The sequence below is a fragment of the Streptomyces sp. SID3212 genome, assembly GCF_009865405.1.
Taxonomy (GTDB): Bacteria; Actinomycetota; Actinomycetes; order Streptomycetales; family Streptomycetaceae; genus Streptomyces.
This window is the reverse complement of sequence record NZ_WWJY01000801.1, coordinates 1-13,092: the sequence shown is the minus strand read 5'-3', so window position 1 is coordinate 13,092 and position 13,092 is coordinate 1. Positions and strand designations below refer to the sequence as shown.

Annotated in this window: 14 protein-coding genes and 1 pseudogene; 10 read left to right on the top strand and 5 right to left on the bottom strand. The window is 68.6% G+C overall.

The features are described 5' to 3' along the window. Positions 1 to 491 (bottom strand): annotated as a pseudogene (locus GT042_RS24425) (pyruvate dehydrogenase (acetyl-transferring), homodimeric type); the annotation flags it as partial. Between the two features lie 392 nt (positions 492 to 883). Here GT042_RS24425 and GT042_RS24420 point away from each other — a divergent pair. The 3 genes from GT042_RS24420 to GT042_RS24410 all read left to right on the top strand — a co-directional run bounded on the left by GT042_RS24420 (position 884) and on the right by GT042_RS24410 (position 2,671). After that, complete coding sequence (locus GT042_RS24420) at positions 884 to 1,321, top strand: DUF3052 domain-containing protein (protein WP_161310881.1); 438 nt, start codon at positions 884 to 886, stop codon at positions 1,319 to 1,321. Positions 1,322 to 1,440: 119 nt separating this feature from the next. Next, on the top strand, positions 1,441 to 1,929 hold the full coding sequence (locus GT042_RS24415) for a peroxiredoxin (protein WP_161310880.1): 489 nt from the start codon (positions 1,441 to 1,443) through the stop codon (positions 1,927 to 1,929). A 166-nt stretch (positions 1,930 to 2,095) separates the two neighbouring features. After that, the gene (locus GT042_RS24410; protein ID WP_161310879.1) at positions 2,096 to 2,671 is read left to right on the top strand and encodes a TerD family protein; all 576 of its coding nucleotides are present in this window, start codon (positions 2,096 to 2,098) and stop codon (positions 2,669 to 2,671) included. A 65-nt stretch (positions 2,672 to 2,736) separates the two neighbouring features. Here the strand turns inward: GT042_RS24410 and tgmC are convergent, their stop codons facing one another. Genes tgmC through tgmA form a run of 3 tightly spaced genes read right to left on the bottom strand, consistent with a single transcriptional unit; the run spans position 2,737 to position 5,115 of the window. Further along, on the bottom strand, positions 2,737 to 3,900 hold the full coding sequence (gene tgmC / locus GT042_RS24405) for an ATP-grasp peptide maturase system methyltransferase (protein WP_161310878.1): 1,164 nt from the start codon (positions 3,898 to 3,900) through the stop codon (positions 2,737 to 2,739). Beyond that, complete coding sequence (tgmB, locus tag GT042_RS24400; RefSeq protein WP_161310877.1) at positions 3,897 to 4,853, bottom strand: ATP-grasp ribosomal peptide maturase; 957 nt, start codon at positions 4,851 to 4,853, stop codon at positions 3,897 to 3,899. Before tgmB ends, tgmC begins: the two co-directional genes overlap by 4 nt. 4 nt (positions 4,854 to 4,857) lie before the next feature. Then, on the bottom strand, positions 4,858 to 5,115 hold the full coding sequence (gene tgmA / locus GT042_RS24395) for a putative ATP-grasp-modified RiPP (protein ID WP_161310876.1): 258 nt from the start codon (positions 5,113 to 5,115) through the stop codon (positions 4,858 to 4,860). Positions 5,116 to 5,274: 159 nt separating this feature from the next. Between tgmA and GT042_RS24390 the strand changes: the two genes are divergently transcribed. From GT042_RS24390 to GT042_RS24370, 5 genes are all read left to right on the top strand, one after another. Continuing rightward, the gene (locus GT042_RS24390; RefSeq protein WP_161310875.1) at positions 5,275 to 6,378 is read left to right on the top strand and encodes an XRE family transcriptional regulator; all 1,104 of its coding nucleotides are present in this window, start codon (positions 5,275 to 5,277) and stop codon (positions 6,376 to 6,378) included. A 17-nt stretch (positions 6,379 to 6,395) separates the two neighbouring features. Next, positions 6,396 to 6,974 carry an HD domain-containing protein gene (locus GT042_RS24385; protein ID WP_161310874.1) on the top strand — a complete coding sequence of 193 codons (579 nt, stop codon included), beginning with the start codon at positions 6,396 to 6,398 and terminating at the stop codon, positions 6,972 to 6,974. A gap of 166 nt (positions 6,975 to 7,140) precedes the next feature. Beyond that, the gene (locus GT042_RS24380; protein ID WP_161310873.1) at positions 7,141 to 7,716 is read left to right on the top strand and encodes a TerD family protein; all 576 of its coding nucleotides are present in this window, start codon (positions 7,141 to 7,143) and stop codon (positions 7,714 to 7,716) included. A gap of 50 nt (positions 7,717 to 7,766) precedes the next feature. Beyond that, positions 7,767 to 8,915, top strand: coding sequence for a DUF475 domain-containing protein (locus tag GT042_RS24375; RefSeq protein ID WP_161310872.1), 1,149 nt, complete (start codon positions 7,767 to 7,769; stop codon positions 8,913 to 8,915). Positions 8,916 to 9,109: 194 nt separating this feature from the next. Then, positions 9,110 to 9,850, top strand: coding sequence for a Tellurium resistance (locus GT042_RS24370; RefSeq protein WP_161310871.1), 741 nt, complete (start codon positions 9,110 to 9,112; stop codon positions 9,848 to 9,850). 53 nt (positions 9,851 to 9,903) lie between these two features. Here the strand turns inward: GT042_RS24370 and GT042_RS24365 are convergent, their stop codons facing one another. After that, positions 9,904 to 10,797, bottom strand: coding sequence for a TerD family protein (locus GT042_RS24365; RefSeq protein ID WP_161310870.1), 894 nt, complete (start codon positions 10,795 to 10,797; stop codon positions 9,904 to 9,906). A gap of 177 nt (positions 10,798 to 10,974) precedes the next feature. On the opposite strand from GT042_RS24365, the gene GT042_RS24360 reads away from it, so the two are divergent. After that, positions 10,975 to 12,138, top strand: coding sequence for an HpcH/HpaI aldolase/citrate lyase family protein (locus GT042_RS24360; protein ID WP_161310869.1), 1,164 nt, complete (start codon positions 10,975 to 10,977; stop codon positions 12,136 to 12,138). A 101-nt stretch (positions 12,139 to 12,239) separates the two neighbouring features. After that, the coding region (locus GT042_RS24355) for a phosphoribosyltransferase domain-containing protein (RefSeq protein WP_202533655.1) at positions 12,240 to 13,092 on the top strand (853 nt) is incomplete at its 3' end.

The window sequence follows — 13,092 nt, the reverse complement described above, 5'->3', positions numbered from 1 at the left end:
GCGCGGGCGTAGATGCCGGGGGAGGCGTGGCCCTGGAAGAAGATCTGGTCGCCGCCGTCGCCGTCGTCCTTGCCCCGGAAGAAGTGGTTGAAGCCCACGTCGTAGAGGGAGGCCGAGGAGGCGAACGTGGCGATGTGGCCGCCGACGCCGATCCCCGGGCGCTGGGCGCGCGAGACCATCACGGCCGCGTTCCAGCGCGTCGCGTTGAGGACCTTGCGCTCGATCTCCTCGTTGCCGGGGAAGAACGGCTCGTCCTTGGTGGCGATGGTGTTGACGTAGTCCGTGCTGCGCATCTCCGGCACAGCCACCCGCTTCTCGCGGGCCCGCTCGATCAGCCGGAGCATCAGGTAACGGGCGCGCTCACGCCCGCGCTCGTCGACGGCGGCGTCGAGCGAGTCGAGCCACTCCTGGGTCTCTTCGGGGTCATAGTCCGGGACCTGGCTGGGAAGGCCGCCAATGATGATCGGGTTGCGATCGGATCCGGAAGCCACGCTGTTCCTTCGCTTGTCGGTCGGGGCGTGCCGCTGCACGGGGTCGATCCATCGTGTACCGCGGCGGCGGAAACGTCATCTCTACTGTGGGGTAACCCGTCAAACCGCAAGCTTACGCCCGCCCCGTCCCCGTGTTCTGTTCGACGAGGGGGACCCGAATGGCGTACCGATCCGGCATAACATTGCAAAGAAGGACGAAAAGTGTGGCGGGCATCACAGGAGGCGGTGTCGAAGTGACAGGAGATGCGACGAAGGGGCCCGGAACGTCACCGTTTCGGCGGTCTCGACCTCCGGGTACTTGCGCGATCCGCCCCGCCCGTGTGGACTACGGCCAATGCCCCGCGTACGCGCGCGGCTGACGCATTTCCCAAAACATGATCAGGAGGCAATCCGTGAGCGCGACCGCGGACCACGCGGAGGAACGGACCAACCTTGCCGCAAGGCTGGGGTTCGAACCCGGACAGGTGGTCCAGGAGATCGGCTACGACGACGACGTCGAGCAGGAGCTCCGCGAGTCCATCGAGGCACTCATCGGCCAGGACCTCGTCGACGAGGACTACGACGATGTGGCGGATGCCGTCCTGCTCTGGTTCCGTGACGAGGACGGCGACCTTACGGACGCGCTGGTGGACGCCATCGGTCTGATCGAGGACGGCGGTGCGGTCTGGCTGATGACGCCGAAGACCGGCCGTGATGGCTATGTCGAGCCGAGCGACATCAACGAGGCCGGCCAGACCGCGGGCCTGTCCCAGACCCGGAGCGTGAGCGCCGGCAAGGACTGGACAGGCAGCAGGCTCGTCACGCCCAAGGCGGCGAAGTCCAAGCGCTGACACTCCGAGCGCCGCATCCGAGCGCGCAAGCCGCAGCAGTCAGCAGCCTTCGAGGCAGCCCTGAGGGCCCCCGCCGACCCGGGTCGGCGGGGGCCCCGTGCGTCCGTAGGCTGTACGCCATGGCCATCGAGGTGGGCGACACCGCCCCGGATTTCGAGCTGCGGGACAACCACGGGCGGACGATACGGCTCTCCGACCTGCGCGGGGACGGGCGCGACTCCGATGCTGACGCCGATGCCGTGAACGTGGTGCTGGTCTTCTACCCCTTCGCCTTCACCAGCGTCTGCACGGACGAGATGCGGGCCCTGCGCGACGGCCTGCCCGCGCTCACCGCCGACGACACTGTCCTGCTCGCCGTCTCGAACGACTCCGTCCACACCCTGCGCGTCTTCGCCGACCAGGAGGGGCTGGAGTTCCCGCTGCTGTCGGACTTCTGGCCGCACGGCGAGGTCTCACGGGCGTACGGCGTCTTCGACGAGGAAAAGGGGTGCGCGGTGCGCGGGACGTTCATCATGGACAAGGAGGGCGTGGTGCGCTGGAAGATCGTCAACGGTCTGCCGGACGCCAGGGACCTCCGGCAGTACGTCCAGGCACTCGACGCCCTCTGAATCCGTCCGGTGAATCGGTCGGGACCCCGGGAAATCGCACAGCCGCCGGGAACCGGTCACTAGGATCCAGTCGTTGATCCGATGCCAACGCTCCAGGGGGCGCGCGGCCCGCGGCGTCAGTCGCCGACCATGGTTGCCCGGCCCCGAGAACACATAGGGAGGACTCGTGGGAGTCAGCCTCAGCAAGGGCGGAAACGTCTCGCTGACCAAGGCCGCGCCCAACCTGACCGCGGTCACCGTGGGTCTGGGCTGGGACGTCCGTACGACCACCGGCGGTGACTTCGACCTCGACGCCAGCGCGCTGCTGACGAACGCCGAGGGCAAGGTCGCCACCGACGGCAATTTTGTCTTCTTCAACAACCTCAAGAGCCCGGACGGCTCCGTCGAGCACACCGGTGACAACCTCACCGGCGAGGGCGAGGGCGACGACGAGGCGATCAAGGTCAACCTGGCCGCCGTCCCCGCCGACGTCGACAAGATCGTCTTCCCTGTCTCGATCTACGAGGCCGAGAGCCGCCAGCAGTCCTTCGGCCAGGTCCGCAACGCGTTCATCCGCGTCGTGAACCAGGCCGACAACAGCGAGCTGGCGCGCTACGACCTGAGCGAGGACGCCTCGACGGAGACCGCGATGGTCTTCGGCGAGCTGTACCGCAACGGCGCGGAGTGGAAGTTCCGCGCCATCGGCCAGGGCTACGCCTCGGGCCTGCGCGGCATCGCCCAGGACTTCGGCGTCAACGTCTGAGCTGGCAAAACATGCAGGTCAGGGAGAGGACACCCCGTGAAGGGGCGTCCCCTCCCTGACCTGGATCAGTCGAGTCGGTGCTCCCAGACCAGACCTGGTTCTCCCTCGATCCAATAGCGATGCGAGGCCTGAGTGACGCGGAGTCGGACGGAGTCGATCTCGGGACGTCCCGCCGCCTCCCAGGCGACGAGCGTCTCCTCGATCCTGTCCCAGAGGAGCACCGGGCCCCCTTGTCGGACCGTCCACCCGTCGCCCTGAATGAAGAACTCCGCGAACGACTCCAGATCGGGGTCGAAGAGGTAGAGCAGGCGGGTTCCGTCGCTCCGTGCGGCGCGGACGAGATGTGCGCCGGGCGAGGCGAGCTGCGTGAGGAACGCGGGCATCCAATCGTCCAGCATGGTGGGGGACACCTTGGTCTCCCGCTCGTCGTCCACGTACGCGGTCCGGGCGGACAGGTCGCCGGCCACCGGCACGACGGCCTGGGACCGCGCCTGCATGAACGAGGAGCGGCCGATGATCCCGCCCTCGGCGCTGCCGTCATTGCCCACGGTCACCCGGGCCAGACCGGTCCCGTACGGCCAGGAGCCCACCGTGCCAAGGATGACGCCCCCCGGCTTGGTCTGCCGGACCCAGGTGTGAGGGATGCGCCGAACGGCACAGGTGGCGATCACACGGTCGTACGGAGCGTTGCGGGGGTGCCCGAGGAGTCCGTCGCCCGTGACGGTCCAGGCCGAGAATCCGAGCGTCTCCAGCGCGGTGTCGGCGCGTTCTGCCACGTCCGGATCGACCTCGACCGTGGTCACGTTGTCCGCGCCGAGGCAGTGGCACATCAGAGCAGAGGAGTATCCCGTGCCGGTGCCGATCTCCAGCACGCGGTTTCCCGCGTCCAGGCCGAGGCTCTCGATCATGCTGACCACCGTGGCTGGGGTGGTGGACGAAGAGGTGGGTACGCCCGCCACGGGCCCGGTGGTCCGGTCGGCGGTCAGATGTCCGTCCAGCTGTGTGGTGAGGGTGTCGTAGCTGTACGCGATCTTGAGCCACTCGGCCGGATCGGTTACGGCGGCCGTGACGGGCCGCCAGACAGTGCCCTCGTCGAGGAACACGCCGGGATGAAGGAACAGCTCGCGCGGCACGGCTTCGACGGCGTCGCGCAGCGAAGGGGACGTGAGGACGCCGTTCTCCGCCAGCAGCGCGGCGAGTCGGCGGCGCTCGCGCGCGGAGTCGGTCATGTTTCTCCTTGTGTGAGCAGGTCGGCGAAGGCGGAGGACAGCGGGAGGCCGGTCTCCCTTTCGAGCCATCCCCACTGGCCGTTCGGATTCAGCTCCAGCCACCAGTGTTTTCCCGCCCGGTCCACGGCGAGGTCGAAGCTCCCCGATACCAGGCCGAGGAACTCCAGGTAACGATGCAGTCCCTTCGTCAGCCTGTCGGGGAGGTGCTCGACGGTGTAGGTGAGAGCGCCGTAGTCCTTCCTCCAGTCCAGCAGGTCGGATTCGATCCGTACGGCGAACGTGTGTCGGCCGACGATCAGCACACGGAGGTCGGCGACCTTGTCGACGCGGGACTGGAACAGGTGCGGGGTGACACGGACACTCTCGTCGATCTCGTCGGCCGTCACCGGATCGGTCCATCCTGTGACCGGCACGCCGTCCCGGGTGTACGGGGTCCAGCGCAAGGTCTTGAAGATCACGTCGCGCTGGTCGGTGATGAACTCGCGAGCCTCGGCAGGGTCATTGGTGACGAGGGTAGGAGGGACACCGAGACCGAGCCGCTGAGCGAGTGCGAGCTGAGCGGGCTTGTAGTCGGCGGCAGCGATACGCAGGGGGTGGTTGACCCAGAGCGGACAGTCCATCCCGTAGAGGACGCCCCCGAGTCCGAAGCGGACCTGTGCTGCCGCGAACCGCGCGTCGTCCGGTTCCAGATAAGAGAAGGCCGGCCACTCGGGGCGGCGCCAGTACACCGCCCGGACGCGGGTCAGGTCGGCGGCTCTCGACGGAGTGCGCATCTGCCCGGACATGGAGGCCGAGCCGGTGCCGAACCGGGCCGAGACGGTGAGATCGGCGCCGATGTCCGCGGGGTTGAATCTGACCACGGGCACGTTCCGCCGGTTGAGTTCGGTGATCACCATGTCGGCGGTCAGGTCGTCCGCCTCCGTGGCCACCAGGACCGGCCTCTCCTCGGTCACGTCGTCAGTCCTGCTCGGAGTCCTGGTCCTGCCCCTGGTCGTTCTTGGAGTCCGAGTTCGTGGTGGTCGAGGTCTCGGTGCCCTTGCTGGTGCCGTGCGCGCCCATCTCGACCACCCGGCCGGAGAGGTCGCGGAACACCCCGAGCTGCGTGCCGGGGTCGACGGCGACCGAGGCGTGCGGGCGCTGGACGGTGGTCGGGTACGGGGCGAGGCGGCCGACGCCCCACGGCGCGGTGGCGGGCTGTTCGACGGCGGTTGTCATGGCGTCTCCTCAGGAGCGGAGTGGATGTCGGACTGGAACGTACGTACGGACGGGGCGTGGAGGCCTGGTCGGATCCGTCGAAACCACCGTAAAGTTGCCGTGAGTTCAGTAGGACTGACTGTGAGTACGGGTTGGACGGGTGAGCGCACGGGGGGCCTCATGATCGCCAAGTCACCGGCGAGCCGTGCCTCTACGGGCGCAGTCGCGGGGTTCGTCTTCCGTCTCGCACGCGAGAGCATCCCGCGTACCCAGGCTCAGTTGGCGGAGGAGTTGACGGCGGACCTCGCCACGGTGCAGGGATGGGAGTCCGGTCGTCGTCCGCTGGCCAACGTGAAGGCGGGCACTCTCTCGGACCTCCGGCGCCGGCTGGCCGCCCTGGGCGCGGCCGCCTCGGTCCTTCGACTGCTCGACGCCGCGATGGACGCCGACCGGATCATCGGTACGGCTCTCGATTCCCCGGGTCCTGTGCGCGGGCACCCCCTCGCCGGCTGGGTGCACACCCGGGACACCGCCCACATGATCGCTTGGGCTGTGAACGGCACCACCCCGCCCGCCCTGGCGAGCTGTCCGGTTCCGCCCCGCCGGGGTCCTGCGGCCCAAGCTCCTCTCCTCGGTTCGCAGGAGCGCGACGCCTTTTTCACCCACCTCTGGGAAGCGGCCGAGTCGGCCGGCGGCTCGGGGGAGGGCGGTGCCCTGCTCCACCGCCAGGCGCTCTACCTCACCTCGTACGACCGCAGTCCGGAGGCGTCGGCATGGCGGGCCCGAGCCCTTCACTCCCGCCGAGACGTCCTCGCGGTCCGGGGCTGGACGCCGCGCTGGGCCGAGGCCCGTTCGACCACGACCGCTCTCGCACGTCTCGGAGACCCGCAGCCCCTGCTCGACTTCATCGAACGCTCGATGGCCGATGACGACACCGCCGAGACCGCGAACCTCAACTACTGGGCGTACTGGCTGGGCGTCTCGTCCCTGCCGCAGGCGAACGACGGCTTCATGCGGAGCCGGGAACTCGCCGGGTGGGAGCCTCCGTCACTCCTGCGCTCGTTGGTCGACGGTCTTCATCAGGCACCCGGTTACGTCGACCTGTACGCGCACTCCCTCTGGGCGCTCGTCACGGCCCACGGGTGGCTGCCTCTCGTCTCGCCCGACCTGGCCGTCCGGCTGTGCGAGCGGACCGGGACACTGCTCGACGGCTGCCGGATCTCGCCGCGTTCAAGGCGGGAACTCAGTGAGGTGCACTACGTTCTACGCGACCACCGCAGGTGAAAAGGGAGGCGCACGACATGCCGGAAGACACGGATCAGGCGAAGGGCACCGCGGGATTCCTGTTCGAGATGGGCATGCTGAAGCGGGCCAAGCGGTCGGGGTGGTGGATCGCCGGGGTCAAGGACCCGGAGACCATCGCCGAGCACTCCTTCCGTGTCGGCCTCATCGGTTCGGTCCTCGCCATGATGGAAGGCGCCGACCCGGCGAAGACGGCGCTGCTCGGTCTCTGGCACGACACGCAGGAGACGCGCGTTAGCGACATCCCCCACATCGGCCGCCGCTACCTTGACGCGGCATCGAACGAGAAGGTGACCGCGGACCAGGTGTCGGCGGCGCACCCGGCGGTGCGAGCGGGGGCTCAGCGGATCGTCGAGGAGTACGAGACGGGCGACTCCCTGGAAGTCATCTGTGCGCACGACGCGGACAAGCTCGAATGCCTCATCCAGGCGGTCGAGTATCGCGAGCAGGGCTGCGCGAACGTTCAGGGGTGGATCGACAGCAGCCTTGAGAAGCTGAAGACCGCCTCGGCTCTGGCGCTTGCCGAGGCCGCCTTGCACATGACCTCGGTGCAATGGCAGAAGACGTACCTGTCCTGACCGGCTGCGAGCCGCCGGCAGAAAGGGACCCCGGACGGTGCGCGTCCGGATGTTCACGGGTACGGTACGGGCCCGAACGGCATGAACAGGGCGGGAACGGGCATGACGTCAGGCGCGTCATGGCAGGCAGTACCGCATCACACCACCTCGGGGAGGACTCACCATCATGGGCGTCACGCTCGCCAAGGGAGGCAATGTCTCCCTCTCCAAGGCCGCACCCGACCTCACCCAGGTGCTGGTCGGTCTCGGCTGGGACGCGCGCTCCACCACCGGAGCGCCCTTCGACCTGGACGCCAGCGCACTTCTCTGCCAGTCGGGCCGGGTGCTGGGCGACGAATGGTTCATCTTCTACAACAACCTGACGAGCCCGGACGGCTCCGTCGAGCACACCGGCGACAACCTGACCGGTGAGGGCGACGGCGACGACGAATCGCTGCTGGTCGATCTCTCCAAGGTGCCGGCCCACTGCGACAAGATCGTTTTCCCGGTGTCGATCCATGACGCCGACAATCGCGGCCAGACTTTCGGTCAGGTCAGCAATGCCTTCATCCGGGTGGCCAACCAGGCGGACGGGCAGGAACTCGCCCGGTACGACCTGAGCGAGGACGCCTCGACCGAAACCGCGATGATCTTCGGGGAGCTCTACCGGTACGGCGGGGAATGGAAGTTCCGGGCGGTAGGACAGGGGTACGCGTCCGGTCTGCGGGGCATCGCTCTAGACTTCGGGGTCAACGTTTCGTAAAGCAGAGCTCTGCGCGGGGGAAAACCTCGTTAAACTAGATGGGGTAGCCAGTGATCCTGAAAACCTTTGGCTGGTCGTTCGCCATCACGGCGGTCGGCCTGGCCTTCGCGGCCTGGCAGTGGGGGTGGGAGGCGTTCGGGATCGTACTGATCCTGTCGATCCTCGAAATCTCCCTGTCGTTCGACAACGCGGTCGTCAATGCCGGGATCCTGAAGAAGATGAATGCCTTCTGGCAGAAGATCTTCCTCACCGTGGGCATCCTCATCGCGGTGTTCGGCATGCGGCTGGTGTTCCCCGTCGTCATTGTCGCCATCAGCGCCAAGGTCGGTCCCATCGACGCGGTCCAGCTCGCGCTCGACGACCCCGACCGGTACAAGGACCTCGTCACCGACGCGCACCCGGGCATCGCCGCCTTCGGTGGCATGTTCCTGTTGATGATCTTCCTCGACTTCATCTTCGAGGACCGGGACATCAAGTGGCTCGCCTGGCTGGAGCGCCCGCTGGCCAAGCTCGGCAAGGTCGACATGCTGTCCGTCTGCGTCGCGTTGATCGCCCTGCTCGGCACCGCGCTGACCTTCGCCACCCACGCGCACACCAGCACCGGCACCCAGGACAAGGCGGCGACCGTCCTGCTCGCCGGGGTCGCCGGCCTGATCACGTACCTCGTCGTCGGCGGACTCTCCTCGTTCTTCGAGAACCGCCTGGAGGAGCAGCAGGAGCACGAGCAGGAAGAGGAGGAGAAGGCCCGCGCGGAGGGCAAGGAGATCTCGGCGATCGGCCTGGCCGGCAAGGCCGCGTTCTTCCTCTTCCTCTACCTCGAAGTCCTCGACGCCTCCTTCTCGTTCGACGGAGTCATCGGCGCCTTCGCCATCACCAACCAGATCTTCTGGATGGCGCTCGGCCTCGGCATCGGCGCGATGTACGTCCGGTCGCTCACCGTCTACCTGGTCCGCCAGGGCACCCTGGACGACTACGTCTACCTGGAGCACGGCGCGCACTACGCGATCGGTGCGCTCTCCGTGATCCTGCTGGTCACCATCCAGCACTCGATCAACGAAGTGATCACCGGACTTGTCGGGATTGTTCTGATCGCCGCCTCCTTCTGGTCCTCCGTGCGCCGTAACAGGGCGCTGGCCGCCGCGGGCGGTGACGAGGGCCGCAAGGATCCGGACGAGGACAAAACCGCGGTCAGTGTCTGATCCGTCCCTGATCGGTACCTGACCTGCGCGGGACCGTGCTCCGGTGAGCCCGTGGTGAGCCCGGGCCCGCCGGGTGTGACAGGACGGTGAACGAGGGAACGCTCCGGACGGGGCGGCCGGGAGGCGGAAGCCTCGCGGTCGCCCCGTTGTTCGGTGGGGTGCCGGTGAGTCGACGACGATGTTTGGGGTGGGACATGGCGTTCTGGGACAACCTGTGGCAGGGGGGACGCGCTTCGCAGTTCGATTCGGGGAGTTCGCACACCAACTCCATCGAACTGACCAAGCGCCGCCCCTCGGTCTCGCTCTCCAAGCAGGGCGCGGCGGCGGGCAATCTGCGGGTGAACCTCTCCTGGCGGATGCGTACGTCCGACATCGGCGGCCGTTCCAAGCAGAGCGGCCAGCTGCTGCGCCACCCCTTGAGGCTCTTCCAGCCCGAGGTGGTGCAGGCGCACACCCAGGGGTTCGTCAACGTGGACCTCGACCTGGGCTGCATGTACGAACTCGCCGACGGCAGCAAGGGCGTCGTCCAGCCGCTCGGCGGCTTCTTCGGGGACCTCAACGCGGCGCCGTACATCAAACTGAGCGGTGACGACCGGTTCGGCGGTTCCTCGGGCGAGACGATCTTCATCAACCTCGACCACCGCGAGGAGATCAAGCGGCTCCTGGTCTTCGTCTACATCTACGACCAGACGCCGGCCTTCGACCGTACGCACGCCACGATCACGCTCTACCCGAGCAACGGCCCCCGCGTCGAGATCGAACTGGACGAGCACGCCCCGCAGGCCCGCTCCTGCGCGGTCTTCTCACTGGAGACCGTCAAGGGCGAGCTGATCGTGCGGCGCGAGGTGAAGTTCGTCTACGGCTTCCAGGCGGAGCTGGACCGGCTGTACGGCTGGGGGCTGCAATGGGGGCGCGGCTACAAGACGAAGACCTGAGCGTGGCCCCCGTACGGAGACCCCGGCGCACCCCGGGGTGTGTCCCCCGGCTCCTACGAGCCGAGGAACTGGGGGCCCATCGGGGGCAGCCGGAAATTCGGGTCGGGGGCGGGGGCGGCCGCCGCGGCGGGCTGCGGATACCCGTACGCGGGCCGCGGCGCCGCGGCGGGCTGCGGATAGCCGTAGCCGGACGGGTCGCCCGCGGCGGGCTGGGGGTAGCCGTACGCGGGCGGCTGGGACGGCAGCGGCGGCTGCGGTACGTACGCGGCAGGGGCGGGCGGCTGTACGGCCGTCACCGGCCCCGGTCCCGGCCAGGCGGCGGTGGCCTGGTCGTCGGGGGAGGGCGCGCCCGGCTCGGCGGCCGAGTCGGCGGGATCGGCCGTGTCGTCCACAGAAACGCCGAACGCCGTGGCCAGACCGATCAGACCGCTCAGATAGCCCTGCCCCACCGCCCGGAACTTCCAGCCGTCCCCGCGCCGGTACAGCTCGCCGCAGATCACGGCGGTCTCGTCGCCGGTCTCCGGCTGCACATCGAACACGGCCAGCGGCTCGCCGTCGGCCACCTGGGCGTCGTACAGCAGGATCCGCAGGTCACGCACCTGCCGGAAGGTGCCCGCGTCCTCCCCCTCGTCGTCGCAGGACGCCGCGAGGACCACCTGGTCCACCGTACGGTCGAGCGCGCCGAGGTCCGCCTCGACGGAATCGGTCAGCCCCTCGCTGACCTGCTTCTTGGACAGCCTTCTGACCAGCCCGGACGGATGGCGGGGCTGGTTGTAGAAGACGAAGTCGTCGTCCGAACGCACCCGGCCGTCCGTCCCGAGCAGCAGGGCCGAGGCGTCCACATCGGGGACTCCGGTGCCCGGGGACCAGCGCAGCACGGCCCGTACGGCGGTGGCGTCGAGCGGGACGTTCGAGCCCTTCAGCATCGCGTGCGTCATGCGGGTCATCCTGCCTTCCCCAGGGCAGTAGGGACAACGTGGGGCCGCCCTCCATGTCCAGGACACAGGCGTGAAGCGGACGGGTTACCTGGATTTCACGCACACGGGGAACTCTTGACACCTGTCCATACGTACTATTACCGGCCACATGTCCAACCGGCCACACCGGCAGTACGGGGGATTAACATGCGTCATTTCGGGCATATCCCGCCCACTGCCCGCGAGGGCCTCTTCCATCAGGAGCCGTGCGAGTTCACCGCCGACTCCCCGGCCCGCATCATGGCGGCCGCCCTCGGGGCGACGCTCTACAGCCCGGCGACGCGCCCGCGCCTCGCCGACGACGTGATCAAACAGCACCGCTCCGGAGTGGTCTCCATGGTGCTCTGCCTGGAAGATTCCATCGACGACTCGGAGGTCGAGGCCGGCGAGGACAACCTCGTCCGGCAGTTCGCCGATCTTGACACACGCGGGGACGCGCTGCCCCTCCTCTTCATCCGGGTCCGCGAACCGGAGCAGATTCCGGACCTCGTGGCGCGGATCGGACCCGCCGCCGCGCTGCTGTCCGGATTTGTACTCCCCAAGTTCACCGCCGAACGCGGCACCCCCTTCCTGGAAGCGATCACCGACACCGAGGAACGCACCGGCCACCGGCTCTTCGCCATGCCCGTCCTCGAATCGCCGGAGCTGCTCCACCTGGAGACCAGGACCGAGACGCTCACCGGCATCGCGGGCGTCGTCGACAAGTACCGCGAGCGGGTCCTCGCGCTGCGCCTGGGCGTCACCGACTTCTGCTCTGCGTACGGCCTCCGGCGTTCGCCCGACATGACCGCGTACGACGTACGGATCGTCGCCGGGATCATCGAGGACGTCGTGAACGTCCTGGGACGGGCGGACGGTACGGGCTTCACGGTCACCGGGCCCGTCTGGGAGTACTTCAGGACGCAGGAGCGCATGTTCAAGCCCCAGCTGCGCCGGAGCCCCTTCCAGGAGGGGCGCGCCGAGGAACTGCGTACGGCCCTGATCGAGCACGACCTGGACGGGCTGCTGCGCGAGATCGAGCTGGACCGGGCCAACGGGCTCCAGGGCAAGACCTGCATCCACCCCTCGCACGTCCTGCCCGTGCACGCGCTGTCGGTCGTCAGTCACGAGGAGTTCTCGGACGCGCAGGACATCCTGCGGCCGGAGCGGGGCGGGGGCGGTGTGCTGCGGTCGGCGTACACGAACAAGATGAACGAGGTGAAGCCCCACCGCGCGTGGGCCGAACGCACCCTCCAGCGCGCCGAGGTCTTCGGTGTCGCGCGTGAGGACGTCGGCTTCGTGGAGCTGCTCACCGCCGGCCTCGCGGAGTGAGCGGGCGGTACGAAACGACAGAAGAGTCGACAGGAAAGTCGACAGAGAATCCGACGGGGAATCCGACAGGGAATCCGACGGGGAAGGAAGCGGGCGCCGGAATGGTGTGGTCGGGTACATGGGTCGCCGAACGGCTGGGAGTCGAACTCGCGGGCGGTGCCGCGGACGGTCCCGCCGGTGCCGAGAACCTGCGGGATCTGCTCGGTCTGGCCCTGCGGCGCAACCCGAAACGGGCGCACCTCCTGGTCTCGAACGTCCTCGGCAAGCACGTGCCGCAGCACCCCGGACTCGTATACGGCACGGGTGTCGCCCTCGGCGAGCGGGTCCGTACGCTCCTCGGCCCCGACGTCGCCCGCGCGCTGGTCCTCGGGTACGCGGAGACCGCGACCGGTCTCGGTCACGCGGTCGCGGACGGGGTGCGGGACGCGCCGTATCTGCACTCCACCCGCCGTCCGGTGCCGGGCGTCGCGCGGGCGGGCGGCTTCGAGGAGTCGCATTCGCACGCGACCTCGCACCTGCTGCTGCCGGAGGACCCCGAGGCGTTCGCCGGGGACGGTCCGCTGGTGCTCGTGGACGACGAGTTCTCGACCGGGAACACCGTCCTGAACACCATCAGGGCCCTCCACGAGCGCTATCCCCGCTCCTGGTACGTGATCGTGGCCCTGGTCGACATGCGCTCGGCGGCGGACCAGGGGCGGCTGGCGGAGTTCGCGGCGGAGATCGGGGCGCGGGTCGACCTGATAGCCCTGGCCTCGGGCACGGTCGTGCTGCCGGAGGGCGTGCTGGAGAAGGGGCAGGCGCTGGTGGCGGAGTACGAGGCGGAGGTGCGGGCGGGGGGTGCGGCTGCGGCCGTCGGGTCCGCCGCCGGTGACTCTCGCGCTGCCTCCGGTGCCTCCGCTGCTTCAGGCGCCTTCAGTGCCGCCGCGCCGGGCCGCCCGGTGACCCGGGTGGACC